Genomic DNA, 25870 nt, shown 5'->3' with positions numbered 1-25870 from the left:
AATATGATTATAAGCGTACGGGAGAGGGATGGAATAGATTGGAATTAGAGCCGCTATATAAGGTGAAAGTGACTTGTCATTATTGCGAAACCGAGTATGACACTTCACGGGTAAGACCGAGTTTGAAAAGGCCCTACCGGACAGATTCAGATTTTTGTGCCTACTACAAGCTGGAGAATCCGGATTTTTATGTGGTTCGCATCTGTCCACAGTGCGGGTTTGCTTCCACGGAGAACGCAACGGAGCATTTGAATGATGCTCAACGCAAGGCTTTTAAGGAACAGATCGGTAATCGCTGGGTAAAACGTGACTATAGCGGAGCTCGGACACTGGACCAGGCGCTGGCTACGTACAAGCTTGCCTTGCTGTGTGCACAGGTTATCCAGGAGAAAGACCGTGTCGTCGCTGGTCTGTTACATCATATAGCTTGGTTGTATCGTTATATGGAGGACCATGCACAGGAACATCGCTTTCTCGAATTTAGCCTTGAAGCTTATGTGAAGGTGTTCGAACGGGAGGGAACAGGTGGCAATGAAGCCAAACTGTTGTATTTACTCGGGGAATTGAACCGCAGGGTAGGACGGTTTAATGAAGCAGTGCAATGGTTCAGCAAGGTCATTCATGACAAGCGGATCACCGATGCGGCCATGATTCGTGCTTCAAGGGAACAATGGGCCGTGCTGCGTGAACAGATGATCTCCGGTAAGATGGAGCTGCCTGAAGAGATGCTTGAAGCAGACAAAGAGGCTGCGAAGCGCAGCCCCCTCTAGGTTGATCTTACATTAGTTACGGACAGGACGGCTGGATAACAAATAGTCACTGTCATTGTCGATCACGGTCATGCTGGTATTACAGCAGGGAAAGACGAGTAATTTCTTTTTGCCTTCGCGGATGCGCACAAGCTCTTTCGGTTTGAGGGGGAGCAGCACGTTGCTTGCATGACAGTAGGGACATTGCTGTACATAGATGTCTCCCATCACAATATCGTAAGGCCAGCTGTTCTCAAAGGGAATCATTCTTGTTCGCCTTCTGGTGCGGAAGGTTTGGAGGCTTCTTGTTTGGCGAGTTCCGCAATCTTCTGCATTAGGATATGTTGGGGCATGTGCATCAGATGTTCCAAAGGTACGCCCAAGGATTCTGCTAATTTGACGGCTGTATCAGCCGATACTTGTAAAGGTTTCATACGTTTACCTCCTGAAAGATACTATAAGTATTTCTCTAGTATAGAGATACAGTGAACAGAAAACCAGTTTTTAATTCAATCCTAACCATCCAATTTATAGAGAGAGGTGCCTTATTAAATGAAAACGCCATTACACCCCGTATGGGATCTGGAGTCCATTTTTAGTGGAGGTTCTTCCTCCGAGACATTCGCTGCGTATCTGATTGAACTGGAAGAGGATGTACGTAAACTGCAACAACTATTGAACGAAACACCTGCACCGACTTCATTAGAAGAGACGACAGCTTTTGATCCCATTTTGGAACTGCTGCAAAGCTGTTATGTCCGCATATCGGAAGGTTCTGCGTTTGTATCCTGCCTCTCATCGCAAAACCAGAAGGACAAGAAGGCAACCCAGCTTCAGGGGGCCATCAGTTCTATTGCTGCGATGCTGAACGGCAGCAAATCGAAGTTCGATAATACACTCAGTCAGACGTCAGATTCGGTGTGGGACGCCTGGATTGCTCGGGAGGATATTCAGCCACTTGCATTTGTACTGAACGAGAGTCGCACGCTGGCTCGTGAGAAGCTGTCGCCGGAACTTGAAGGTCTTGCACTGGATCTGGGTGTGGATGGTTACCATGGTTGGGGCAAATTCTATAACACGATTGTCAGCAAGGTGAACATTCCATTTGAGCAAAATGGGGAAACGGTCATGCTGTCGGCAGGACAAGCTGCCAACAAGCTGAGCGATAGTGATCGGAATGTACGCGAGACGGTATTTGCAAACTGGGAACAGGCTTGGACGGATGTCGAAGATTTCTGCGCAGACACACTGAACCACCTCGCGGGATTCCGTCTGAAGTTATATGAGAAACGTGGCTGGCATGATATCCTCAAGGAACCTCTGGCCATCAACCGGATGTCCCGTCAGACACTGGATACGATGTGGGATGTAATTAATGGTGCCAAACCTGCACTTGTTCAATATCTGGAGCGCAAGGCAGAACTGCTCGGGGTAGACAAGCTCAGTTGGAGCGATGTAGACGCCCCTGTAGGTAAGTCGAGTGGCAAAATCACTTACGATGAGGCAGCTATCAATATCGTTGAACAGTTTGCCAAGTTCAGTCCTAAGCTCTCCTCGTTTGCAGAGATGGCTTTTGAGAAACGCTGGATCGAATCAGAAGACCGCCCAGGCAAACGTCCAGGTGGATTCTGTACATCTTTGCCACTTAGCAAAGCAACCCGCATTTTCATGACCTTCTCCGGGACACCATCCAATGTGTCGACTCTTGCGCATGAACTTGGTCATGGATATCATCAACACATTATGGAAGAGTTGCCTGCGTTGAATCAACGTTACGCGATGAATGTGGCTGAGACAGCGTCCACGTTTGCTGAATTGATTGTAGCAGATGCCCTTGTGCAGGCGGCAACAGATGAACAAGAGAAGCTGGCTTTGTTGGAAGACAAGATACAGCGAAGTGTGGCTTTCTTTATGAATATCCATGCCCGGTTCCTGTTTGAGAATCGTTTCTATGAACAACGCAAAAAAGGCCTGGTTAACGCGGATGAACTATCCCAATTAATGGTGGATGCTCAGCAGGAAGCGTTCTGTGGTGTACTTGCATCAGATCATCCACATTTCTGGGCATCCAAGCTGCATTTCTATCTGACAGGTGTGCCATTCTATAACTTCCCATACACGTTTGGGTACATGTTCAGTGCGGGAATCTATGCGAGAGCACAGCAAGAAGGCACAGCATTTGCAGATAAATATGATGATTTGTTACGAGATACAGGGCGTATGACGGTCGAAGAACTTGCTCAGAAACATCTGGGTACAGACCTGACACAACCGGAATTCTGGCAAAATGCTGCGGACTTGGTTATTGCCGATATTGAGCAGTTTTTGCAGATGACAGCACCCCAAAAATAGGTTGAATGTAATAGGTTGAATATATATGAAAGGCTGCAATTCCGTGTTAACAAACACAGGATTGCAGCCTTTTTTTGTACAGAATCCTTATTTTTGATTCTCAAATATTTTGTCGCAAATGAACGAAAAAACTCACTTTAAGGAAGGGAAATGGCAATTAATTGCGCAATTTATAGTTAAAAATACCCAAGTTTGCCGTTGTTTGTTGAACATGCGCAAATGATGTCATATAATGAGTCGTAAGTCCTTGTTACATAGGACTATAAGCATGTAGGAGGAGTGTTATTATGAAAATCGACCAGCTTTCATTAGCACGTCAGTTAGATTTAGTATTTAAAGAGCTTGATCATGAGTTGTCAGGGTTAGATTCAGGGGTAGTTTTTGTGCAAATACGAAACAACGTAATTGGGAAGTTCGGTATTCGACATAATCCGATAACTGGACGGGATGGGCAGATGGATTTGGAAGAGAAGGGACTAAACGAAACCCAGAGAACTTCTTTCCGGGCGATGGCACTGGAAACTTTGAAATTCAAACGCAATTGGACACATGGCGAAATATCGTACGACTTCACAGTAAGACAAGGTATGATTCTGGTAGATGCAACAATGGAGTCCAATTACAATATGGCGAGTCTCATGATTCGTTACCCTAGAACCAATACATACAAGGATTCTGATATGGAGTCGACCTCATAATTCGTTACACAAGAGAAAGCGGCACTTCCGAAGAAGGCCGCTTTTGGATTCTGCTTAGCTCAAGCAATAATTACGAGCTTACGAACGACCCGATAATTGCTGCTCAGCGATTTGCACCAGACGTTTAGTGATGTATCCACCCAGAGAACCTGTCTCACGGGAAGTATAGTTACCGTAGTAACCATCTTGTGGAATAGTTACACCCAGCTCTTGTGCAGCTTCCATTTTCAATTGTTGCAATGCTGCAGTTGCTTGGGGAACGACCAGGTTGTTGGAGCGGCTACCGCTACCTTGGTTTTGACCTCCGTACATATGTGTCACCTCCTTATGGGTTGGTGATGTTAGTATGGTTAGAGAATAAGGAAATATACATGATATGGCGTAAGGAAATATATGGTTAATTATTGGTGCGCGGATCACATAAAAAAGCCGACCCAATGTGGGTCGGCAAGTTGTACATGGTATCGAAATATATGTTGATCAGCGTAAACAGTATAGATGATGATTAGCTCACTTAGTCTGTAGGAGGTATAACCTCAATACGTGTAAATAGCTCAACAGGCTGTTCCGGTTCCAGGCGAATCAATCCCGTCTGTTCATCCGATAAATCCAAATTAGGTGCATCCGGAAGCCAAGTGTACGGTTCAATGCACAAAAACTGATCGGATTCCCCTTTGGTGAAGAGAACCCAGTGTTTGAAAAATGTTTCATCTGCTGAATATTTCAGCGTATATCCATCTTGCCTCCGTAAGTAAGCCGCAGCCGGTTCACCTTCGGTAGCTTTCAACAGCGTATCCCAGTTACGTCCCTGCAAGTTGATGCCTTCGTTAAGAGCAGACCATTCACCCAAGGATTCCAGCTCACCTGTTGGTAGTTGTTCTTCATTCTGACCGTATATTCCGGAAACAGGAAGTTGCAGTGTCCAATCGGCAGGTTTGCCGTCTAACAAAAACCATGTATGATAGCCCATCCCAAAAGGAGCAGGCGTTGAGCTCAGATTGGTGACTCGCAGACGCTGGCTAAATACAGCGTTTTGCAGACTGAACGTCATCTCAAGTTTCAGAGGAATCGGGAATTGAGCCATCCAGTGTTCTTCATTTTCAGTCAATAATTCGGTCGTAATTGCACATCCGTCTTCATCTTCCTCGATATCACTGACACACCAGGATTGGGTACGGTGGAGACCGTGAATATGGTTGTCATTTGCCGTGTTCTGATCGAACTGGTAACGGACACCTTCATATTCGAATTGTCCCCGATGAATGCGTCCTGGTGGAATCAGGAGAGGAACGCCAAAATGGTACGGCTTCTGCAGATAAAAGGCAAGATCGTCTTCATCCGGACGGCGGACGATATCCCTGTCCTGCACTAAATCCCGAATAGAAATAATGTTATTTCCAAGACGTGGCAGCAGGGTGATTTCCAATTCACGGCTATGTAGGATATACGTGTCGTAACCATTCCATTGGCCTTTGGTCACTTGTTTCATATCGATGCTCCTTTTCCCACTTGAAATCTGTCTGCGAGCAGTTGTAATGATTGGACTGCTGCAGGCGTGTCATTGTGTACATGCCAGCTATTTCCTGCGCTGCTTCTTGTGAAGCAGGCATGTTAATAAGCAATTCCATCATAACAGATTTCAGTGTCTCGGGTAAAAAAGTTCAACTCATTTTGACATTCGCGCCTGTGCGCATTAAGATGGAACTCTAAAGGTACGTATTCAAATTGAATGATATAAATCGATGACAGGGATAAGTAGGCCAAGAGAATTCTCTTCAGAAAGCCGGTGGTTGATGCGAACCGGTGTGAACTCTTTACTGAATGGACCCTTGAGTGTGGATTTGAACAGGTTAAGCCAGAGACGGGCTTGCCTCACTAGAGTCTGCCGTATAATCCACGTTACGGAACAATGAAGGCGTTTCTTCAGCTTGACTTGATTGAGGGTTAGGGGCAATGGAAGAAAAGCGAATAAGGGTGGCACCACGGTCTCACGTCCCTTGCGGATGTGGGGCCTTTTTGCGTTCGCAGAGAATGGCAGGAGCTTTTTATATACAATCAGGGAGGCGTTATGTGCAATGAAAACAGTACTTTCAGGTATTCAACCAAGTGGTAAGCTCACATTGGGCAACTATATTGGTGCAATCAAAAATTTTGTAAAACTCCAGCATGACTATCAATGTCATTTCATGGTGGTAGATCTTCATGCCATTACCGTGGCTCAAGAGCCAGCAGCATTGCGTGAACAATCGGAAGCGGTAGCTGCGCTGTTTCTTGCAGCAGGTATTGATCCTTCGAAATCTAACGTATTTCTGCAATCCCATGTACCGCAGCACGCCGAATTGGGCTGGTTGATGACGACGCTGACCTCCATGGGTGAGCTTGAACGCATGACTCAGTTTAAGGATAAATCATCCGGGAAAGATTCCGTTGGTGCCGGACTGTTCGTGTATCCATCATTAATGGCGGCTGATATTTTGTTATACAATGCTGATCTTGTACCTGTAGGTGAAGACCAGAAGCAGCATCTGGAGCTGACACGTGATCTGGCTGGGCGTTTTAACCACCGTTATGGGGAGTACTTCACCATTCCAGATCCGTATATCCCACAGGTAGGTGCACGGGTAATGTCACTTGATGATGCCTCTTCGAAGATGAGTAAAAGTAATCCTAATGCCGGCAGCTATATTGCCCTGCTGGATCCGCCGGATGTCATTCGCAAAAAGATCAGCCGTGCCACTACAGATTCGGGACGTGAAGTCGTCTATGATCCGGCAAACAAACCGGAAGTTAGCAACCTGATGAGTATCTACGCGGAATGTGCGGGTATGACGCTTAAGGAAGTAGCTGAGCGTTATGAAGGCAAGATGTACGGTCCGTTCAAAAAAGAACTGGCTGAAGTGGTTGTGTCTGTTATCGAACCACTGCAACAACGATATAATGAGATTCGCGAGTCTGGCGAACTGGCCGATGTTCTGGAGACGTCAGCTCGTCGTGCAGAAGAAGTTGCTTCTCAAACGTTGAGTGCTGTGAAAGAACGTATGGGGTTTGTTCCTAGACGTAAAATGTAGTGCTGCTGAACAAAATTATAGTTAAAGAAATGAATAGTTAACATAAATAAAGAGGAGTCCTATTAAGGGCTCCTCTTTATTTATACGTCCAAACTTGCGTTAGAATATGACCTGCTCAAGAAGTGGGCTCTGAAGTAGCCGAGCGAACTTCCTGCCGTTCTTTTTTGGCACGAATGACAAAGCCCCAGCCAATGTTGGCAATGGACAGGACGAACAGGAGCGTAGCAAGCCAACCGGAGTACGAGATTGAGATTGCTGTAACCGTTAACAAGATAATGGATGAAAACGCGAACCATAAGGATAAACCTTTGCTCATTGGGAAAAACCTCCATCTACAAATTTAGTAAAATTCCGTATAACCTGAAGCCTACGAGCCATAATAATCTTGCAAGCTTGCAATGACATTACAGACACAGATTGAAGGGAGATTATAAATATGGCTCAAGGATCTCGTTCTAACAACTTGGTGGTACCTCAAGCAAATTCTGCATTGCAACAATTGAAAATGGAGGCTGCACAGGAACTGGGTGTAACTATCCCGCAAGATGGTTACTATGGTAACTACACTTCCCGTGAAACAGGATCTTTGGGTGGATATATCACCAAACGTCTGGTACAAATCGCTGAGCAGTCTCTGGCTGGGTCTGGCAAATAATTTATCTTAACCAACAGCAATAAAAGAATAAACAGAAAGCCCGGGGCGGAAACGCTCCGGGCTTTCTCGCGTATCAGTTCCTATAACTGATTGTGCCTTGCCATGCTCACTTCGTCAAGGGCGTGCGGATAAAAGTTTTTTATCCATCTTCTCATCGCTTAACCAGCCTACATACGTATCAATCGTTTCAAAATTCCGGTCCATCACAATTACAGCGACAAATGGATATTGTTTTCGGTGTCGATAACGTACATCTGCCCAGCGGACCTTGTAACCGGCAGGCAGTTCTTCCACTTCTGCCACCGCATAAGAGGTGAAGTAGAGGAAAGCACTGACTTCCGGTGATTTGCGTGAAGCAGCAACGGCCGCATGAGTAGAAGATGAGGCGTGCAGACTCCATACCAGATTAGAACCATCCATTTTGCCGATCACATAACTGCCGTCCTCGACTCGCTTAACCACATGCCAGCGATTCCAGGATATCGTTGGAATGACGATGTATTTAGCCTGTTCTGGGCTATTATCTAAACGTCTGACTTTTCTGACCGCTTGTGCACGAGCAATCGTTCGCCATATATAATATATACCGGTCAAACTATACAGCGTAACGAAGAGTGGTGCAGGGGCGATCAGATCAAAGGCCCATAACAGAATAGCTACGACATGCGTAGTGAATAGAAACGGATCAAAAATATGAATGATGTTCCAGGCGATCCAGCGTTCCGTAAAAGGCCGGGCGGCTTGGGTTCCATAGGTGTTGAACAGATCGGTGAATACGTGAAAGCCTACGGCTACAGCGGTCCAGATGGCAACGTGTCCAATGGGGACACCAGGGAATATCAGGGCAATGACGCCGGTGATGAGCAGAACCCATAACAGGAGAAATGGCAGAGAGTGTGACAAGCCCCGATGATTCCGAATGTAAAGTGAGTTGCTTTTGAGACGTAACGCAGTATCGATGTCAGGGGCCTGGGAGCCAGCAATCGTGCCAACCATTACCGCAGCTGCAAGCATTGGACTCGTTGCGACAACAGGATCGACATAAGCCAGACCAGCTAGACCAATCCCCATGACAAAATGTGTAGAGGTATCCATAAACGTCTCCTTTGTGTGGTGTATCGTTCTAAGGCATATTACTTCTCTATCTAGGTGATACCCATATATAGTGTATAATATCCGTCTGTCCGGATGCAAAACATCCCTAATTTCAAAGTTATGATAATAACTTGGTCCATACCCAATAAATGTACGTAGTTTGTCAAACTATTTTGGCATTTCTTATGATAAACTTTATATCGGAAACAGAGAGAAATTTCATCAGAGTATACGAGGTCAGCTTGTTCCATAAATATGTATGGGCATTGTTACGACAAACCGTTACAATAATATAGAATCTCATAAAAAGTAGGTTTCTTGGAGTACATATGTCACAGTAGATGGATGAAGCGAAACAATTGTGATTTTGGATTTACTTATGTATACGTATTCATAAGAGAAGATACAGAAGGGACGAGGAAGATGCTCAAAAAGTACATATGGACCTGGATACTACTCGGGCTCGCACTGATTATGGTTGTGTATCTGATGTGGGGCACATTATTTGTCAGTAAGGAGAAATTACCCGAGATTCGCGAGATCCAATCCTTTTCCATGGAAAATGTAGATGGCAGTACGGTATCACTGGAGGATACTCAAGGGAAAGTCCGTTTGTTCTACTTTTATTTCACCAGTTGTCCGGATGTCTGCCCTATTACGACGTTCACGTTATCCCAAGTGCAGGATCTGTTGAAAGAGGACGACACCTTCGGTAAAGATGTCTCGTTTGTATCCATTTCATTCGACCCGAAAGTCGATACGAGAGAGAAGATTAAGACGTTTGCGGATCGCTTCCATGCGGATTATTCCGGATGGTACTTCTTGCGAGGGGATATGGACAAAACAAAACAGTTCGCCAGGGATTCATTCCAGATCCTGATTGAAGGCGAGAATAAAGACGATTTTGCCCATATGAACATGATTGGCTTGGTGGATCAGAATAACCAGCTGCGCAAGGTATATAATGCGTTTAATACAGAGGACGTTGTGCCTGCTGTCATTGCCGAGGATATTCGCAATCTGATCAAGGAATAATCACTGGATACTACTCCTATTGTAAAGGCTGCCTTCAGGTTGAATATCAACCTAAGGCAGCCTTTTGGTAATTCTTTCAAAAGGAAGGATGCTCAGGGTATTGGATGTATGTCTCTAACCCGGCTTTCTCCAGCTGGGCAATGATATACTCATCAGGTGTTCCTTCCACACCCGCATATCCTCGTCGTGTATACATCTGTACTGCATCCGGGAATGCATCCCGAAGCACACCTCTAATTTTTTTGCCGGAACTGTCATTATCCATAAACAAATAAACTTCATCATACCCGACTTGTTTACGCAATGTCTCCAGCTTAAGTGAATTAAGCGTCCCAAACGTGCATAAAATGTTGATTTCGGGTCCAACCAGACGTTTCAGTTTGCTTCGATCATTCTTACCTTCCACAATGACATGAATAGGCATGATATTCACCTCTTGTTCGAGAGCTTATGTCGACATTCCCCGGGAAATGTTACAGCGAAAATCGACGGATTATATAAAATGGACTCCTCTTCTTTACACTGTTCACCACGCGGACAGGAGCACCTTGGATTTCTAAATTCTTTTTCATTTACATCAGGAAATAAATCTGATCAATAGTGGCCGTTACGGTTACGGATCGTTTCTTCGATCGCTGTTGTCTCCAAATTTCTGATTGATTTTTTATAGGTTGAAATGTGGAGACAAAGGCGAACGCTACCGCTTCTTCAAAATCGATTCCGTCCCCTTCACTACTTCCAATGATCGTCCATACCTAATGATGATATTTAAGAAAAAGTTGAAATCTTGAAGACAGCGCTTATGCCTTTTAGGCCGTTCCGTTCGTGTGTAAAACGTTAGTCCATTTTATATAGTTTAGCTGTAAATGGGGGAATGATGCAAAGCTAATGAAAATACAGGCCTAACTGCTGTCATAACGTAAGGAGAGAGAGACTGATCGAAATTTAATTCAATATACTATTCGGATCGGCGAGGGAAGCTTCGCGTCTGGATGTATAGTATGGAAGCAGCAGCATACCTATCATTAACAAAACAAAGGCGATGAAATAGGGTGATAAACCGACACGGAGTTGCCCAGCCGTGATGGGGCCGATAAATGAGCCGATGGAAGTGGCGATGGATTGCAACGAGAAAATGCGGCCTAACCTGCTTCCACCGCTCAGACGGATAAATAGTGTAGCCATAGCTGGAAAGATAATGCCTTTGGACATTCCGAGTACAAATAATACGGTAGACAACGGAATTTGCGGAATGGCGGCCATTGCAAAAAAGCACAAGGACATCAGCAGCACACCCGCAACCAGACGCAGCTTGGGGGAATACCGGTTAAGAAATAACATGCTCAGTGTGAAGAGCGCTCCAATACTGATAATGGAAAATAACAACCCGGTAGACATGATGGACGATTGCCCTCCTCCCCGCAGGGGCAGCTCGAAGAAGAGAATCCCTTGAGCACAAGCAATAACCAGAGGCAGGGCAAAATAGCGCCAGGACACCGGAAGGAATGCACTTTTGGCATCTACTGTTGAAACGTCAGGTTTGGCAGGTTCAGTCACTCTCTCATGCTGCTTGACGATGCCACGAGGCATGGTCATGAAAGCAATCACACCTGTGAGAATGAGCAAGTAACCCAAACCTGAGAATGTAGCAGAGAATCCCATGGAACCCACAATGATCGCCCCGGCTGCGGGAGATACCACAGACGCGAGGGTATGTACTACCCCGTGTCCTGACATATACTTCCCCTGCTTCACCGGATCACTGGATAACTGGGCAAGCAGGGCGAGACATGCAGGAGACAGGAATGCCAGCACAAAACCGCTGATGGAACGCAGTGCCAGCAGTTGCCAAGGGGTATGGACATAGGCTTGCAGGAGCAGGATGACTCCTGCCCCAAGCAGACTGAATACAATGTAGCGGCGACTGCCATGTTTATCGATTTGTGTTCCGGCAATGAGATTGCCAGGAAGATGCGTTAAGGAATAGATACCCATCATCCAGCCAATGAAAGTAGGGGCAGCTCCCAGCGAGATGGCAAAAGGGGTCAGAATGGGATACTGGGCGTGCAGATCAAATACAGCAAGGAACAAAAACAGGTATAGCCAGATGGCCGTTTTCACATAAGCCCCTCCTTGTTAAGCGATGCATGTGCAAATTACAGGTCTTGAACGTGTTCCCGTTCGCCAGCAGAACCTTATGGTACTACTTGTACGCCTGGCGGGACGAACTTAGACCGTTTATTTTCAAGGGGGAGGGCTTAGCTGACAGCAGCTTCGGAAATCATGTATAATATTCGGGAGTGTTACAAATGAATTCTAATACGGAAGGTGTAATCATGAACATAGAAGTAATCAAAGAGTTTTTGATGCAGAACTGGTTGGTGATCGTGGTTGCATTGATCATATTGTTCTTTGTTCTGAATGTGGTCAAAACCGTATTGAAATGGTTGATTGCCATCATCATTATTGCGGCTCTACTGATATACAGTGGCATCTCCATTGATCAGATCAAACAAACAGTGACAGACGTGCAATCCAGTACGATGGACACATTGAAGAAAGAAGCAACCAGCATGATGCTTAAGGAAGCTTCCAAAGCGACATACGTCAAAGGACAGGATGGAGCGTTCACTATCACAAGTCCCAATGTGGAGATTAAAGGCAGAACACAATCGGATAAAGTCGATGTGACCTTCCGCGGCATTTCACTTGGCGAATGGAAACTCGACAATGAAACGATACGTACGTTTGTCGAACAGGCACAGGAGAACAAAACAGCACCAGCATCGTAGTAAAGGGGGAATCGGTACGTGCTGCAGAATTGGCTGGACAGCCTGAAGGAATTGAATGGCATCACGATTATGCTGCTGCTGATTGTGGCTGCTTCTTTATTGCAGGGTTGGTCCAGAGGGGCTTCTCGTTCAGCAGGCAGACTCTTCGGGTTCCTGATGGATGGCATTATGGCGGTTATTGGTATTCTGTTATCGATCGGTTTAACGTTATGGCTTGCACCATATGTACAGCAGTGGTTGTCTGAGTATGCTTCAGCCATGCCTAATCGTGAGTTGAACCGGTGGGAACAGATGTATTATACGTTGGTTACGGCGATCGCAGATTTTCCACTGATGCGGTTCGCTGTATTATTTGTACTGAGTTATGGACTCATCCGATTGGTTCTCGGATTGCTCTCTTCATTTATTTTCAGCAGCAGGCAGGGGTCAGCCGAGGAAAGTGCGCCGAAAGGTATGCTTAGTCGGCTGACGGGTGCAATCATTGGCACCATCATAGGCTCCGTCCGTGGAATGATTGTCATTGCGGTCTTGTTCATGATTGTCAGTCTTTACCCCGGGAGCATGTTCAGCCGATATGTGGAGGCATCTCCAATCTATATGCAAGGGGCCAAATCGGTAATTGAACCGTTGTCTGGCACGTTTATCAAGGACAAGCTGCCCGTATTCACGCAGGCTGTGCAGAAGGAACTGGGCGGCATCCTGCAACGCAAATATGAAGTCATTGACCATAATATTCCGACGGATATTGAATCTGCCGCGAAAGAAATTGTCAAAGGCCAATCGACGGATGAAGCCAAAGCAAGAGCGTTATACGAGTGGGTAGGTTCACGTATTCAGTATGACTATGGTAAAGTGGATGACTATGAACAAAAGGGCATATGGCATGAACAGAATCCGCAGAATACATTTGATACACGCAAAGGTGTATGTATTGATTATGCCCGTCTCTATGCTGTGATGGCCCGTTCACAAGGGCTTGAAGTCAAAGTGGTTACAGGACTTGGGTATAACGGTCAGGGCGGATATGGTCCGCATGCATGGAATGAAGTGTATTTGAGCGATTCCGAGAGCTGGGTCCCGCTTGACCCGACATGGGCGATCAGTGGAGACTGGTTCAATCCTCCGAATTTTGCCGACACCCATCTGAAGGATCAATCAGCTTAACATTACTACGGACATGGGTCCGGAATATGACGACGTTGCCAGGTTATCATGCCGGAAAGAATCAGTTTGAGCGGTATGCATCAAGTCATGAAAGAGGTAGGATGGATGAAAAAGCATTCCAATGAGAAGGATGAACTTACAGACAAACGGCGATTCAGTTACCGAATGAACGTATTTTTCTTCGCTTCCTTTGTTATTTTTAGCGTTATTATTGTACGTTTGGCCTTTTTGCAATTTGTCGAAGGGCCTGAACTCAGTCAGGAAGAAGCAAGTAACATTACCAAGGATGTACCGCTTCCTCCTGTGAGAGGTACGATCTATGATTCTACTGGTGAGGTGAAATTGGCTTACTCCAAGCCCATTCAGTCTCTATACCTGACGCTGTATAAGAATTATGGGGATGTTGATGGGAAACCGAGTCCTAACATAGGGGAAGTACAGGATATTGCAACCCGATTGCATGATGTGTTTGAACAGTACAAATCGAAGGATTCAGAGTCACTTACAGTGGAACAGATCATTGAAGAGATGGACTTGAACTCCCGCAAAGCGAACGGTTTTATGCCACGCCTGATCAAGAGTGATCTGTCCGAGGGAGAAGTCGCTTATTTCCTTCAGCACAAGGACGAGTTCAAAGGTATTCAGATCGTCGAGGAGAGTGTACGGTTCTATGATCCGGATACGGTAGCAGTTCAGACGATCGGTTATCTGAAGAAATTTAAAAGTTCGAAAACTTTGAATAAATACAAAGAAGTGGACGAGGCCAACAAAACGCAAACGGACCCGGGCCTGGTGTATACGGAAAATGAATTTGTAGGCTTTGATGGACTTGAGCTGCAATATCAGGATGCTCTCCGCGGCAAAAGCGGATATACATCCGTTGATGTGGATTTGCGTAACTTGCCTGAAGGTGTGGCTGGTTCTACCCCGCCGGAGAAAGGTTACGACCTGATTTCCAGCATTAACAAGAACGTTCAGGTGAAAACAGAACAGGCCATTCTGGATCAGTTGAGTTGGCTTCATCGGAACCCGGTTTCTGGTCGATTGCATCCAAATGCAAAGACGGGATTTGCAGTTGCGATGGAAGTGGATACGGGAAAAATCATATCTGCTGCCAGTATGCCAGATTATGATACCAACATCTGGAGAACAGGCAGTATCACAAATGATCAGTATGATGATATCAAGTATGTGTATCAAAATGGTACGATTCGTTCATTCCCTCCGGATGACTCTAAAAAGCGAGCTGAATCAATCGTTCTACTCGGCTCCACCATCAAACCGCTGAGTGTCTTGATCGGTTTGAAAGAAGGTTTCTTCACTACCAATACGGTTTATTCCGATAGAGGTTCAACGACCTTTGGTGGAGACAACCGCAGAGTGCAGAACTCATCAGGGCATGTGTATGGTGCAATGTATCCTCGTGATGCGATTCGTCATTCCTCGAACGTGTTCATGATTGATGAGATCGGGAAGAAGTTGTACTCGAAATACGGTGCGACTGGAATTGAGAAATGGGATGAATACATGAAGCAGTTCGGCCTTGGGATATCTACAGGGGTTGATTTGCCGAATGAGTTCTTGGGCATACGGGATTACATGAACGAAACGGAAAGCTCGCTGACTCGCCTCGTGTATGGTTCCTTTGGTCAGCAAGGGAAATATACAACGATGCAGCTTGCTCAGTACACGACGATGCTGGCGAATAAAGGTAAACGTATGGAGCCACAACTGGTTAGAGAGTTCCGTGATTCGGAAGGCAATGTGGTCGAGAAGGTAAAACCGAAGGTACTCAGCACGGTTGAGTTTAACGACGCCTACTGGAATGAAGTGCAACGAGGCATGGCCACCGAAGTTTCGGCATTTAGTGGATTCCCTTATGACTTTGCCAGAAAAACAGGAACATCGACACAGGTAGTAGGTGGCAAACTGGTGGATAACGGGGTGTTTATCGCCTATGCTCCACGTAATAATCCGAAGCTTGCTGTCGCTGTGGTTATTCCCGAAGGGGGCTTTGGTTCGAGTAGTGCGGCTCCGGTTGCACGTGCGATCTTCGATGCCTATGACGAGGAATTCGGTCTTGATGGTGTACCGAAAAAGGACAAAAATAAAGATTCAGAATCGGAATCAGGCACACAGTGATGTGAGGCATTGGTTACAGAGAGGACCCTTCGTGGGTCCTCTTTTTTGTTTTTACAAGGAGAATGGATCGTAAGAGTGAACTATTTAGTTGCATTAATATGTAACCATATGAGCTGTACCACGTTTATATAAGGGAAGGGTAAACGCGATCGGGAGAAGGGGACAAACGTTGATATGTCAGTGTTTACATTGAAATCAATAGATTGGGTAGTGTACGTTTCTGTTTACGAAAATGTAACCAAAAATTGAAAGACGTGACAGCAAACCTTTGGTAGACTTGTATGAGATAGGATTAAATAGGGGATTGAACACGTTCACAAGACAGATTAAATATTTTATTTTTATAGAGGAACGGGAGAGGCTTAAAACATGTTTAACCGATTGAGGAAGAAACCCATGACTGAGGAAGATACACCCGTCAACAAGCCTTCCACCGCAAGGCTGAATCTGTTTTTTTTCGCGGCATTTGTCATATTCAGTATCCTTATTTTCAGATTAGCCTTTGTGCAGTTTGTGGAGGGTCCTGAACTGACGTATATGGAAACGAGTCGTAATACCAAAGATATTCCACTTGCACCTGTTCGCGGTCCCATCTATGATGCGACAGGGGAAGTCGCGCTCGCTTATTCCGAACCTGTACAGTCCCTGTATGTGCTGTTATATGAGGATTATCGGAATGATGAACGTAGACAGGAAGCAGAGGAACTGGCTCATGATCTGGCGGCTGTGTTTAAGCAGTTTAATCCAGGAGACAAAGAGCAGCCGGACGCGGAAGAAATCATCAAACGATTGGATCTGGACTACCAGAAAACGTTTGGATATGTGCCGAGGCTGGTGAAGTCTGATCTATCGACCAAAGAAATTGCCTTTTTCATGGAGAAAAAAGCGGAGTATCCGGGCGTTATGGTGCTGGAAGAAAACATACGGAAATATGACCCGGATGGTGTAGCAGTTCAGATTGTGGGTTACACACGAGAGTTTAAACGGGCACCGGATTCCATTGCCAAATATAAAGCCATCCGCGAGGGGGCAAGTAACCAACGTGATCCTGGTCTTGTGTACCATGAGGAGGAGAAGGTTGGCTTTGATGGGCTCGAGCTGCAATATCAGGAAGAACTCCGTGGACGAAGCGGATATCAGTCCATTGATATTGACGCACGTAATCTGCCGGATGGAACGATGCTACAGACTCCACCGGAGAAAGGTTACAGTCTGGTTTCCACCATTAACAAGGAAATTCAGATGGCTGCACAAGAGGCGATTACGGACGAACTGCGCAGACTCCCGAAGGCGATTACTGGATATGCAGTAGCCATGGAAGTGGATACGGGAAATGTGGTAGCGATGGCGAGTATGCCGGATTATGATCCGAACGATTGGGATTATGACAAAATCAAGTATGTGTTTCGAAACGGAACCACCGAGTCGTTCCCACCGAATGATGCCAAGCCTAGTCGTGCGGAATCCGTAGTACTTCTTGGATCGGTCATCAAACCGCTAAGTGTGCTGATTGGATTAAAAGAGGGATTATTTACAGCAGGACAGACCTATCATGATCAGGGATATGCCATTCTGGGGAAAGATGGACGACAAGTAAAGAACTCGCATTCTGCTTATAATGGTTCTATTACGGCGAGAAGAGCGATCGAGAAATCCTCCAATGCGTTTATGATCGATATGGTAGGTAAACGTTTGTTAAGCAAATATGGCTCGGATAAAGGAATTGATATCTGGGACAAACACATGAAGGAATTTGGCTTGGGTGTGTCCACTGGTGTAGATCTGCCTAATGAATTTCTGGGTAGGCTAGAATATAATAATGAAGACGAATCAGCTCTAACACGTTTGGCGTTTGCCTCATTTGGTCAGCAAGCCAAGTATACCACGATGCAACTCGCCCAATACACGACCATGCTTGCCAATAAGGGCAAACGGATGGAGCCTCACTTAGTGAAGGAAATCCGTGACGCGGACGGCAATGTAGTGAAGGAGATCAAACCTAAAGTACTCAATGAAGTTGATTTTGCCGATGCGCACTGGAATGAAGTGCATAAAGGAATGGTTACCAAAGTAAGTTCATTTGACGGTTTCCCTTACGATTTTGCTCGGAAAACAGGAACGTCAGAGCAGGGGACCGGACCGAACAAAAAAGAGAATGGTGTATTTATCGCCTTTGCACCACGAGATAATCCAAAGCTTGCTGTAGCTGTTGTTGTACCTGAAGGTGGGTTCGGGTCAGTCAGTGCGTCGCCGATTGCACGGAAAATCTTCGATGCATACGATGAAGTGTACGGTCTTGACGGAACACCAAAAGGGAAAAAAGACGAAGCAAAAGACAAAGAGTAACGCAAAGAACATCGCGGGAATCAGCTCTTTTAGCATTGTAACCAAAAGGTTCATGAAGTGAATTAAATGTATATGAGGACAGGCAGGGGAAATAATCCCTTGCCTTTTTTTTTGGCTTCGGATAAAATTTGCACAAGGGAAACATTATTAGTCTTGATTAAAACTTAATACCTTGTACAACAAAATTAGATGTGGACAATACTTTTAGGAGAGGGAAAGGGGACGATTGAATTGTTAATGGTGAAGATGAGGAGTATTCAGAGGGGAGTCATCACGCTAGCGGTTCTGGTGCTGGTTGTCGTACTTTCAGCATGTTCAAGTGATGCGGAGACGAGCAACGACGGCAAGCTGCAAGTAACCGCTACAACGGGCATGATCGCTGACGTAGCACGTGAGGTAGGCGGAGCATATGTTGAGGTTACCGGGCTCATGGGCCCGGGCGTTGACCCCCACTTGTACAAGGCATCCCAAGGTGATATTCGCAAGCTGGAACAAGCAAAAGTCATTTTCTATAATGGACTGCATCTCGAAGGCAAAATGACAGACATTTTGGAGAAAATGTCCTCAAGCAAGCTGGTTACAGCCGTTACAGAGACCATTCCAGTCGAGGAGTTACACTCAGGCAAAGATACAGGCGGCACCGAATATGACCCACACGTCTGGTTTAACGTCAGCCACTGGATGCATGCGACAGAAGCTGTACGCGATACACTCGTGGAGGCGGACCCGGATCATGCGGAAGAATACAAGGCTCAGGCAGAGGCATACCTGGCGAAGCTCAAAGATCTGGATACCGAGGTACGTGAGAAGATTCTGGAGATTCCGGAAGCAAGCCGGGTATTGGTCACGGCACATGATGCATTTGGGTATTTCGGTCAAGCTTATGGCATGAAAGTGATGGGGCTTCAGGGCATTAGTACAGCAGCCGAATACGGTGCAAAAGATGTTAGCGAACTGAGGGATTATCTCGTGGATAACCATATCAAAGCCGTTTTTGTTGAATCAAGTGTGCCTGCCAAAGCGATGGAAGCCATTATTGCCGGAGCAGCTCAAAAAGGGCATACAGTGAACATTGGTGGAGAACTGTTCTCGGATGCCATGGGGGCTGAAGGAACGGAAGAAGGCACATACATCGGTATGATTCGCCACAATGTTGAGACGATTGTAGAAGCCCTGAAATAATGAATCCTATGAAGAGAGGAGTTACAGGATTATGAATGATACAACTTTATCGGAACAAACTCCTACGAATCTGAACAACAGCCACTTGCAGGGAACGCTGCCTACGTCGGCTCCTCTTAGTGTGAGGGATCTGGCCGTGGCCTATCACAAAAAGCCGGTGCTTAGCAGCGTATCCTTCGATATCCCTGAAGGGCAGCTTATCGGAATACTCGGACCGAATGGTGCCGGAAAATCAACCCTGATCAAAGCCGTTCTGGGACTGGTACCGAAGATGCATGGTGAGGTACGGATCTTCGGACAATCGTACCGGGAACAACGTCGTCGCATCGGTTATGTACCCCAACGGGAATCGGTCGACTGGGATTTCCCTACGCATGCACTCGATGTAGTCATGATGGGACGGTATGGTCATCTGGGCTGGTTCCGTCGTCCGGGGAAAAAGGAGCGGGACCTGGCAGCACACTGCCTGGAACAAGTCGGCATGGGCGATTACATGTACCGGCAGATCAGCCAGCTGTCGGGTGGACAGCAGCAACGTGTCTTTCTGGCGCGGGCACTCGTGCAAGACGCAGATCTGTATTTCATGGATGAGCCGTTTGCAGGTGTGGATGCCACCACGGAGAAAGCGATCATTTCCCTGTTGGAGCAGTTGAAGAAACAAGGCAAGACGGTACTTGTCGTTCACCATGATCTGGCGACAGTCGAGGAATACTTCGACCATGTGCTGCTGCTCAATGGACGACTGGTGGCTGGCGGACCGACAAGTGAAGTATTTGTACCAGATACACTGCAAGAGACGTACGGAGGCCGGATTGCCATGATCGGAAGCCGGACGGAGAAAGGCCAGGTGTAGTACATGTGGAACTGGATCATTGCCATCTTGTCCGACCCCAATACCCGTTGGATATTGCTTGGCTGTCTGTTGCTCGGATTCAGTAGTGGAATTATTGGCTCCTTCACCTTCCTTCGTAAGCAGAGTCTGATGGGGGACACCCTTGCTCATGCTGCTCTGCCTGGGATCTGTATTGCATTTATGTTAACGGAAACGAAGTCTGTAGGGTTATTCCTGTTCGGTGCTCTGGTGGCAGGTATCGTTGCTACCTTCGGAATTTCGTGGATTACACGCTACTCCCGGATCAAACAGGATGCGGCGATGGGCATTGTGTTGACCGTATTTTTCGGGATTGGTGTAGTGATGCTGACGCGCATCCAGCATGGAGCGAGCGGAAGCCAAAGCGGACTTGATAAATATTTGTTTGGGCAGGCGGCATCCATGGTCATGACGGATGTGTATGTCATGGGTGGTGTATGTCTCGTATTGCTGATTGCCTGTCTGGCCTGGTTCAAGGAATTCAAACTGGTGAGTTTTGACCCGGGATTTGCACGAGGTATGGGACTGCCAGTAGCCATGTTAGAGCAGCTCATCCTGCTCTTGACGGTGATCGCGGTGGTGGCCGGGATTCAGGCCGTTGGTGTGGTGCTTGTTGCAGCCTTGCTGGTAACTCCGGCAGCAGCGGCACGTTGCTGGACCGACTCACTCGCACTGATGGTGGTGTTGGCAGGCATATTTGGTGCATTGAGTGGAGCAACAGGAACCATCTTCAGCACGCTTGTACCTAATCTGCCGACAGGACCTGTAACCGTTCTTGCGGCTACGGTGTTGTTTGCCGGATCAGCCTTGCTCGCACCGCGTCGTGGATTATTAGCCAGGCGGTTACGTAGTATTCAGGCGAAGTCCGCATATATGCGTGAAGAGCGGGCTACACTTCAGACTCTCGCCACACAGCGGAATCAGCAGGAACGGGGGGAGATGTAATGGCAACATTTTGGATTATCTTGACGGCCGTACTGGTTTCTTCTGCCTGCGCCATCCTCGGTTGTTTTCTGATCCTGCGGCGAATGGCTCTGGTCGGTGATGCGATCAGCCATGCGGTTCTCCCTGGTATTGCGATTGCTTTCCTGTGGAGCGGTTCCAGAGATTCGTTATGGATGCTGCTCGGTGCCACCGTGTTTGGTCTACTGACGGTATTCTTCATACAGAGTTTGCAGGCGGGTGGACTCTCGTCAGATGCCTCCATCGGAATTGTGTTCACAGCACTCTTCGCAGTAGGCGTCATTCTGATTAGTCTAAACGCTCAGCACATCGATCTGGATCTGGACTGTGTCTTGTTCGGCGAGATCGCTTATGTGCAGTGGGATACGCTAACCCTTGGGGGCACAGATGTGGGGCCGAGGGCAGTCTGGATGCTTGGTATCACGTTACTCGTTATCCTCGTCGTCATTGGGCTGTTCTACAAACAGTTCAAGCTATGTGCCTTCGATCCGGCGCTGGCTGCTGCCTGTGGCATTCCAGTAGTGCTGTTCCACTATCTGCTCATGGGACTCGTTTCCATGACATCCGTAGCTTCATTTGAAAGTGTGGGTTCAATTCTCGTGGTGGGCATGCTGATTGTACCTGCGGCGACGGCGTACCTGCTCACAGATCGTCTGGGCAAAATGATTCTGTATGCCGTCTTGATCGGAGCAGCTTCCTCGGTTGGGGGTTACATCATGGCATACGCCCTGGATGCTTCCATCGCGGGCTGCATGGTGGCAGTAGCTGGGATTTTGTTTGTTCTCGCACTGCTGCTGTCCCCGAAACATGGCATCGTATTCCGTTACGCTCGTCGCAAATTCGCAGCACGGTAATTAAAGTTTAAATTGAATTATAGGTGAATAAACAAAATTATAACAATGAGGGTGTCCCATAAGTCATGAATATGACGAGGGACATCCTCATTTAGTGTTATTTTGTTTTAATGAACCTGATACACGCTATTCGCTCCCATTTGCCCAGATCTGAGAACTAACGAACTATAGAGAAGCTATTTCGTCGATTTACTGGTTTTTATAGGTTGGGAAGCCCTGTTATGACGAAATAGCGTTAGTGAGGTTCGTTAAATCTTGCAACCGTTGATGATGCGCCTTTTAAGGTGCGGTAGGTTCGTTAGCACTTGGAGCGAGGCGGCGTTCCTTCTGAGACAGCCCCTTTTCTACGTGTCTGGACGTATGACTTTTACAAGGGCAACCCATATAAGATATACAATATAAAATGATATTGTAGCGTCATCCTGCCGATTACGGGTTATTTTGTTGCATATAGATGATCTGTGGTAAAATGTCGTTAGCTGTGACGTCCGGAGCGTCCGTTTTTACGGAAGCCGGGCGATCTTGTTGTGAATGAATGTTTAGAATAGATAAAGAGAACCTTTAAGTTGATCTGGAGAACCACTGTGGAACGGAGAGGGCAGAAAGAACCTAGAGAAGAGAAATTTGTTTTCCTTCTTGATGGTAGGTGTTATGAGCTCTAAATACAAAAGGTGATGTAGTGAAGGGGGCGGAATCGATCTGAAGACGATCCGTACACGTAACGGTTACCTCGTATAATCTCAACACATTAAAGAAAAAGGTAATTCTAAAACAAAGATACTACGACTCGAAAGGTTTTCTGCCCGCTTAGTGTCTGAATGGATACCCATGAGTTCAACTTGGAGAGAGACAACCTAGGAGGAACTACTGTATGAGTGAACTGAAATACAAATTGCTTGCATTGGATATGGATGGAACATTGCTTAATGATAATCATGAAATTACGCAGGAGACCGCCAAGTGGATACAGATTGCCATTCGTCGGGGTGTACATGTGTGCCTGTCTACGGGAAGAGCAGTATTCCACGCGATGCCTTATGCGGTGCAGCTTGGGCTGGAGACACCGATGGTGACCGTTAACGGCAGTGAGGTCTGGAAAGCTCCGCATGATCTGCATATGCGTCATCTGATGGACCCTGCATTGATTCGCAGAATGCAGGAGATTGGTGAGAAATATAACAGCTGGTACTGGGCATACTCCGTGGAAGAACTGTTCAACCGTGATCGCTGGACGGACAATATTGAAGGTCTGGAATGGCTGAAATTCGGCTTCAATACGGAAGTGGATGAAGTTCGTCACCAGATCATGATGGAATTGCAACAAATGGGCGGTCTGCAAATGACCAACTCCTCACCCGTTAATATTGAGATCAACCCTGCAGGTATATCCAAAGCTAGTGGTGTAGCGGAAGTCTGTAAGCTGCTGGGCATCGAGATGTCCGAAGTTGTTGCGGTCGGAGACAGCTTGAACGATCTGGCTGTCATTGAGGCGGTAGGTTTGGGTGTAGCTATGGGCAATGCGCAGGAACAAGTGAAAGAAGCAGCTGATCTGATTGTAGCGAGTAACAATGAAGACGGCATCGTCGAAGTGATTCGTGAACATATTTTGAAGGGGGAGTAACCTTTGCTCGCAACCATTGCCTGGATTTTAATTGTGTTGCTGTTTGCCGTGGGGATGGCTGGAACGGTATATCCCATACTGCCTGGTGCTGTAGCGATTTTCTTCGCGTTTCTGGTCTACGGCTGGTTCTTCAGTTTTGATCCATTCGGTGTGTGGTTCTGGATCATCCAGATTCTGATTGTGGTTGTGTTGTTTGTGGCTGATTATGTCGTCAGCGCATGGGGTGTGAAGAAGTTCGGTGGCTCCAAGTTATCGACCACGCTCAGCACTATTGGTGTGATCATTGGTCCTTTCGTCATTCCGGCATTTGGACTGGTATTGGGACCATTTATCGGTGCTTTTATCGGGGAACTGATCGGTGGGTCTTCACCTTCCAAAGCGTCAAAAGTCGGATTTGGTTCCGTGGTGGGACTATTTACGAGCACCGTGATGAAAATTATTTTGCAAATCGTCATGATTGTTCTCTTTATTATCTGGGTGGTAAGATTCGCCTAAACGTTCAGGATTAGCTTCAACGGGATGCACGTCCGGTGTGGAGGAAAGAAGGGGAATTCGTTTGTCTAAGAAAGAAACATTCATTAGGGGTACGCTCATTCTGGCGGCCGCTGCGCTAATCGCGAGAGTACTCGGATTGGTTCAGCGGGTGCCGCTGGAGCATATCCTCGGAGATGTCGGTAACGCCTCGTTCACCATCTCCAACACGGTATATTTAATGCTGTTAACTGTTGCAACGGCGGGCATACCGAGTACACTTAGCAAAATGGTGTCGGAACGCTATGCGCTCGGACGCGCGAGTGAAGCCCAACAGATCTACCGTGCAGCCCTGATCTTTGCGGCTGTCGCCGGGGTAGTCATGTCTGCTTTATTGTGGTTTGCTGCACCTTATTATGCCACGTATGTCTCCAAAGTACCGGAGTCGGTCAGCGCCATTCGCGCCTTGGCACCAGCCTTGCTGCTCTTCCCGGCCATTGCAATGATGCGAGGATATTTCCAGGGACGTGGCAACATGACAGCGGGTGGCATTTCACAGATTGTGGAACAGTTCGCCCGTGTAGGTACAGCCATTATCGTGGCTTATGTCATGCTGCAATGGAATTATGATGACCAAACGATTGCTGCGGGTGCCTCATTTGGTGGGGTATTGGGAAGTGTGGGTGCCTTTGGTGTCATGTTATACTTCACCTTGAAGCTGCGTCGTAGCGACCGTGCGGCCCAATTGAATTACGAACGTGCAGAACAGTTACCGATGCGAGGCATCTACAGTGACATCTTCAAGCTGTCTATTCCCATTGTGCTGTCCTCACTTGCGGTTCCAGCCATTAACTTTATCGATTCATCCCTTGTGGTCCCACTGCTCAGTGGCCAGATCGGACTCGAAGAAGCGACGGGCGTTCTGGCAATCTTGGGTGCTAAGGCCCAAAGTATTGCGGGTATTCCTCCGATTCTGGCGATCGCTTTAAGTCAATCGTTGGTGCCAGTCATATCGGCAGCATTTGCCCGCAAGGATGAAGCGCATCTGAAGAGTCAGGTTACACTTGCGATGCGTATTTCGATTCTGACAGGTATGCCGATTGTCATTGCACTTTGTGCGGCAGCATATTCGGTCAACGGATTGCTGTTTACCAATCTGGATGGAACGCCGATTATTGCCTTGCTGACATTCGGTACCATTTTCCAGATTACGATGATGACCACCAACTCCATTTTGCTTGGCGTAGGTAAACCGCGGATTACCATGATCAGTGTGGCAGCAGGTGTTGTGGTCAAACTGGTTGCAAGTCTGATCCTTGCACCGATGTTTGGCATATACGGCATCATTATTGCTACCGCCCTTTGTTTCCTGGTTATCACGTACCTGAATCTGCGGGTCCTTCGCAAAATCGTTGATTTCTCCATCATGGGAGATCGTTGGAAAGGTTTTATCATTACAGTGTTGCTTGCAGCTGGTGTAGGATTTGCAACGAACTGGATGGGGAATACGATCTTTGGACTGTTCCTGCCAGCGCGTGTATCCTTCTTGTTTACCTGCCTTGTGGTTGGTGTGCTTGTTGTGGTGGTGTATCTGGTTCTCATGGTTGTACTGCGTGTATTACGCAAGGACGAGCTGGGCAGTTACCCCCGTATTCTGCAAAAAATTCTTCGTCCACTTATGCGTCTTCAACGTGGAGCCGGGCAAAGAGGTTAAAAATACAAGGAGCATCACTCAAGCTCCAATATGTTGTGAACATCGGATAATAAATAAATAAAAGTTCATGAATAAAAGCTCTGTCTGCTATTAAGCGG

Annotated in this window: 25 protein-coding genes and 1 other annotated feature; of the genes, 17 read left to right on the top strand and 8 right to left on the bottom strand. The window is 46.8% G+C overall.

The window, feature by feature from the left end; all coding sequences use genetic code 11:
• Positions 1-38: 38 nt before the first annotated feature.
• Positions 39-770, top strand: coding sequence for a DUF2225 domain-containing protein (locus MKX40_RS25635; RefSeq protein WP_339237587.1), 732 nt, complete (start codon positions 39-41; stop codon positions 768-770).
• A gap of 12 nt (positions 771-782) precedes the next feature.
• On the opposite strand, the gene MKX40_RS25630 is transcribed toward MKX40_RS25635, so the two are convergent.
• Positions 783-1016: a hypothetical protein gene (locus MKX40_RS25630; RefSeq protein ID WP_062324061.1), complete on the bottom strand. Its 234-nt coding sequence runs from the start codon at positions 1014-1016 to the stop codon at positions 783-785.
• Positions 1013-1183, bottom strand: a complete 171-nt coding sequence (locus tag MKX40_RS25625; protein ID WP_017692379.1) for a YycC family protein — start codon at positions 1181-1183, stop codon at positions 1013-1015. Before MKX40_RS25625 ends, MKX40_RS25630 begins: the two co-directional genes overlap by 4 nt.
• Positions 1184-1301: 118 nt before the next feature.
• Between MKX40_RS25625 and MKX40_RS25620 the strand changes: the two genes are divergently transcribed.
• Positions 1302-3101 carry a M3 family oligoendopeptidase gene (locus MKX40_RS25620; RefSeq protein WP_339237579.1) on the top strand — a complete coding sequence of 600 codons (1800 nt, stop codon included), beginning with the start codon at positions 1302-1304 and terminating at the stop codon, positions 3099-3101.
• 284 nt (positions 3102-3385) lie between these two features.
• Complete coding sequence (locus tag MKX40_RS25615) at positions 3386-3799, top strand: O-methyltransferase (protein ID WP_339243206.1); 414 nt, start codon at positions 3386-3388, stop codon at positions 3797-3799.
• Positions 3800-3877: 78 nt separating this feature from the next.
• Here the strand turns inward: MKX40_RS25615 and MKX40_RS25610 are convergent, their stop codons facing one another.
• On the bottom strand, positions 3878-4111 hold the full coding sequence (locus MKX40_RS25610; protein WP_105601328.1) for an alpha/beta-type small acid-soluble spore protein: 234 nt from the start codon (positions 4109-4111) through the stop codon (positions 3878-3880).
• A 202-nt stretch (positions 4112-4313) separates the two neighbouring features.
• Positions 4314-5288 (bottom strand): aldose 1-epimerase, encoded by a 975-nt coding sequence (locus MKX40_RS25605; RefSeq protein WP_339237574.1) that lies wholly within the window; start codon positions 5286-5288, stop codon positions 4314-4316.
• Positions 5289-5532: 244 nt separating this feature from the next.
• Positions 5533-5800, top strand: a binding site (T-box leader).
• Between the two features lie 74 nt (positions 5801-5874).
• On the opposite strand from MKX40_RS25605, the gene trpS reads away from it, so the two are divergent.
• Complete coding sequence (trpS, locus tag MKX40_RS25600) at positions 5875-6867, top strand: tryptophan--tRNA ligase (protein WP_339237571.1); 993 nt, start codon at positions 5875-5877, stop codon at positions 6865-6867.
• A 115-nt stretch (positions 6868-6982) separates the two neighbouring features.
• Here trpS and MKX40_RS25595 read toward each other — a convergent pair whose 3' ends face one another.
• Positions 6983-7183, bottom strand: coding sequence for a hypothetical protein (locus MKX40_RS25595; protein ID WP_339237569.1), 201 nt, complete (start codon positions 7181-7183; stop codon positions 6983-6985).
• Between the two features lie 120 nt (positions 7184-7303).
• On the opposite strand from MKX40_RS25595, the gene MKX40_RS25590 reads away from it, so the two are divergent.
• Positions 7304-7522, top strand: coding sequence for an alpha/beta-type small acid-soluble spore protein (locus MKX40_RS25590; RefSeq protein ID WP_024634589.1), 219 nt, complete (start codon positions 7304-7306; stop codon positions 7520-7522).
• 114 nt (positions 7523-7636) lie between these two features.
• Here the strand turns inward: MKX40_RS25590 and MKX40_RS25585 are convergent, their stop codons facing one another.
• Positions 7637-8617, bottom strand: coding sequence for a metal-dependent hydrolase (locus MKX40_RS25585; protein WP_339237566.1), 981 nt, complete (start codon positions 8615-8617; stop codon positions 7637-7639).
• A gap of 423 nt (positions 8618-9040) precedes the next feature.
• On the opposite strand from MKX40_RS25585, the gene MKX40_RS25580 reads away from it, so the two are divergent.
• Positions 9041-9652, top strand: a complete 612-nt coding sequence (locus MKX40_RS25580; RefSeq protein ID WP_339237563.1) for an SCO family protein — start codon at positions 9041-9043, stop codon at positions 9650-9652.
• A gap of 76 nt (positions 9653-9728) precedes the next feature.
• On the opposite strand, the gene MKX40_RS25575 is transcribed toward MKX40_RS25580, so the two are convergent.
• Entirely contained in the window at positions 9729-10076 is a 348-nt protein-coding gene (locus MKX40_RS25575) for a toprim domain-containing protein (protein WP_192135859.1), read from the bottom strand.
• 521 nt (positions 10077-10597) lie between these two features.
• On the bottom strand, positions 10598-11773 hold the full coding sequence (locus MKX40_RS25570) for an MFS transporter (protein ID WP_339237558.1): 1176 nt from the start codon (positions 11771-11773) through the stop codon (positions 10598-10600).
• Between the two features lie 188 nt (positions 11774-11961).
• Between MKX40_RS25570 and MKX40_RS25565 the strand changes: the two genes are divergently transcribed.
• The 11 genes from MKX40_RS25565 to MKX40_RS25515 all read left to right on the top strand — a co-directional run bounded on the left by MKX40_RS25565 (position 11962) and on the right by MKX40_RS25515 (position 25772).
• Positions 11962-12444 (top strand): ATPase, encoded by a 483-nt coding sequence (locus MKX40_RS25565; RefSeq protein WP_339237556.1) that lies wholly within the window; start codon positions 11962-11964, stop codon positions 12442-12444.
• A gap of 18 nt (positions 12445-12462) precedes the next feature.
• Positions 12463-13608, top strand: coding sequence for a transglutaminase domain-containing protein (locus tag MKX40_RS25560; RefSeq protein WP_339237553.1), 1146 nt, complete (start codon positions 12463-12465; stop codon positions 13606-13608).
• A 105-nt stretch (positions 13609-13713) separates the two neighbouring features.
• Positions 13714-15750 carry a penicillin-binding transpeptidase domain-containing protein gene (locus MKX40_RS25555; RefSeq protein WP_339237550.1) on the top strand — a complete coding sequence of 679 codons (2037 nt, stop codon included), beginning with the start codon at positions 13714-13716 and terminating at the stop codon, positions 15748-15750.
• 396 nt (positions 15751-16146) lie between these two features.
• Positions 16147-18096 carry a penicillin-binding protein 2 gene (locus MKX40_RS25550; protein ID WP_339237548.1) on the top strand — a complete coding sequence of 650 codons (1950 nt, stop codon included), beginning with the start codon at positions 16147-16149 and terminating at the stop codon, positions 18094-18096.
• 237 nt (positions 18097-18333) lie between these two features.
• Positions 18334-19278, top strand: coding sequence for a zinc ABC transporter substrate-binding protein (locus MKX40_RS25545; protein ID WP_339243203.1), 945 nt, complete (start codon positions 18334-18336; stop codon positions 19276-19278).
• A gap of 31 nt (positions 19279-19309) precedes the next feature.
• The gene (locus tag MKX40_RS25540) at positions 19310-20131 is read left to right on the top strand and encodes a metal ABC transporter ATP-binding protein (RefSeq protein ID WP_253440698.1); all 822 of its coding nucleotides are present in this window, start codon (positions 19310-19312) and stop codon (positions 20129-20131) included.
• A gap of 3 nt (positions 20132-20134) precedes the next feature.
• Positions 20135-21094: a metal ABC transporter permease gene (locus MKX40_RS25535; protein WP_339237544.1), complete on the top strand. Its 960-nt coding sequence runs from the start codon at positions 20135-20137 to the stop codon at positions 21092-21094.
• On the top strand, positions 21094-21966 hold the full coding sequence (locus tag MKX40_RS25530; protein WP_047841304.1) for a metal ABC transporter permease: 873 nt from the start codon (positions 21094-21096) through the stop codon (positions 21964-21966). The genes MKX40_RS25535 and MKX40_RS25530 overlap by 1 nt, the downstream gene beginning before the upstream one ends.
• 871 nt (positions 21967-22837) lie before the next feature.
• Positions 22838-23587: a Cof-type HAD-IIB family hydrolase gene (locus tag MKX40_RS25525; RefSeq protein ID WP_339237542.1), complete on the top strand. Its 750-nt coding sequence runs from the start codon at positions 22838-22840 to the stop codon at positions 23585-23587.
• A 54-nt stretch (positions 23588-23641) separates the two neighbouring features.
• On the top strand, positions 23642-24082 hold the full coding sequence (locus tag MKX40_RS25520; RefSeq protein WP_047841365.1) for a DUF456 domain-containing protein: 441 nt from the start codon (positions 23642-23644) through the stop codon (positions 24080-24082).
• Between the two features lie 61 nt (positions 24083-24143).
• Positions 24144-25772, top strand: a complete 1629-nt coding sequence (locus tag MKX40_RS25515) for a polysaccharide biosynthesis protein (RefSeq protein ID WP_339237540.1) — start codon at positions 24144-24146, stop codon at positions 25770-25772.
• Positions 25773-25870: the final 98 nt, after the last annotated feature.

Origin of the sequence: Paenibacillus sp. FSL R5-0517, assembly GCF_037974355.1 — a bacterium.
Classification (GTDB): domain Bacteria; phylum Bacillota; class Bacilli; order Paenibacillales; family Paenibacillaceae; genus Paenibacillus.
The sequence above is the reverse complement of the archived record's forward strand: the minus strand, read 5'-3'. Positions and strand labels throughout refer to the sequence as shown.

What these genes read in the sequence shown, in the direction of transcription:
- MKX40_RS25630 (WP_062324061.1), bottom strand. Translation starts at nt 1,016, where the DNA reads ATGATTCCCTTTGAGAACAGCTGGCCTTACGATATTGTGATGGGAGAC.
- MKX40_RS25625 (WP_017692379.1), bottom strand. Translation starts at nt 1,183, where the DNA reads ATGAAACCTTTACAAGTATCGGCTGATACAGCCGTCAAATTAGCAGAA.
- MKX40_RS25620 (WP_339237579.1), top strand. Translation starts at nt 1,302, where the DNA reads ATGAAAACGCCATTACACCCCGTATGGGATCTGGAGTCCATTTTTAGT.
- MKX40_RS25610 (WP_105601328.1), bottom strand. Translation starts at nt 4,111, where the DNA reads ATGTACGGAGGTCAAAACCAAGGTAGCGGTAGCCGCTCCAACAACCTG.
- MKX40_RS25605 (WP_339237574.1), bottom strand. Translation starts at nt 5,288, where the DNA reads ATGAAACAAGTGACCAAAGGCCAATGGAATGGTTACGACACGTATATC.
- trpS (WP_339237571.1), top strand. Translation starts at nt 5,875, where the DNA reads ATGAAAACAGTACTTTCAGGTATTCAACCAAGTGGTAAGCTCACATTG.
- MKX40_RS25595 (WP_339237569.1), bottom strand. Translation starts at nt 7,183, where the DNA reads ATGAGCAAAGGTTTATCCTTATGGTTCGCGTTTTCATCCATTATCTTG.
- MKX40_RS25590 (WP_024634589.1), top strand. Translation starts at nt 7,304, where the DNA reads ATGGCTCAAGGATCTCGTTCTAACAACTTGGTGGTACCTCAAGCAAAT.
- MKX40_RS25585 (WP_339237566.1), bottom strand. Translation starts at nt 8,617, where the DNA reads ATGGATACCTCTACACATTTTGTCATGGGGATTGGTCTAGCTGGTCTG.
- MKX40_RS25580 (WP_339237563.1), top strand. Translation starts at nt 9,041, where the DNA reads ATGCTCAAAAAGTACATATGGACCTGGATACTACTCGGGCTCGCACTG.
- MKX40_RS25575 (WP_192135859.1), bottom strand. Translation starts at nt 10,076, where the DNA reads ATGCCTATTCATGTCATTGTGGAAGGTAAGAATGATCGAAGCAAACTG.
- MKX40_RS25565 (WP_339237556.1), top strand. Translation starts at nt 11,962, where the DNA reads ATGAATTCTAATACGGAAGGTGTAATCATGAACATAGAAGTAATCAAA.
- MKX40_RS25555 (WP_339237550.1), top strand. Translation starts at nt 13,714, where the DNA reads ATGAAAAAGCATTCCAATGAGAAGGATGAACTTACAGACAAACGGCGA.
- MKX40_RS25550 (WP_339237548.1), top strand. Translation starts at nt 16,147, where the DNA reads ATGACTGAGGAAGATACACCCGTCAACAAGCCTTCCACCGCAAGGCTG.
- MKX40_RS25545 (WP_339243203.1), top strand. Translation starts at nt 18,334, where the DNA reads ATGGTGAAGATGAGGAGTATTCAGAGGGGAGTCATCACGCTAGCGGTT.
- MKX40_RS25540 (WP_253440698.1), top strand. Translation starts at nt 19,310, where the DNA reads ATGAATGATACAACTTTATCGGAACAAACTCCTACGAATCTGAACAAC.
- MKX40_RS25535 (WP_339237544.1), top strand. Translation starts at nt 20,135, where the DNA reads ATGTGGAACTGGATCATTGCCATCTTGTCCGACCCCAATACCCGTTGG.
- MKX40_RS25530 (WP_047841304.1), top strand. Translation starts at nt 21,094, where the DNA reads ATGGCAACATTTTGGATTATCTTGACGGCCGTACTGGTTTCTTCTGCC.
- MKX40_RS25525 (WP_339237542.1), top strand. Translation starts at nt 22,838, where the DNA reads ATGAGTGAACTGAAATACAAATTGCTTGCATTGGATATGGATGGAACA.
- MKX40_RS25520 (WP_047841365.1), top strand. Translation starts at nt 23,642, where the DNA reads ATGGCTGGAACGGTATATCCCATACTGCCTGGTGCTGTAGCGATTTTC.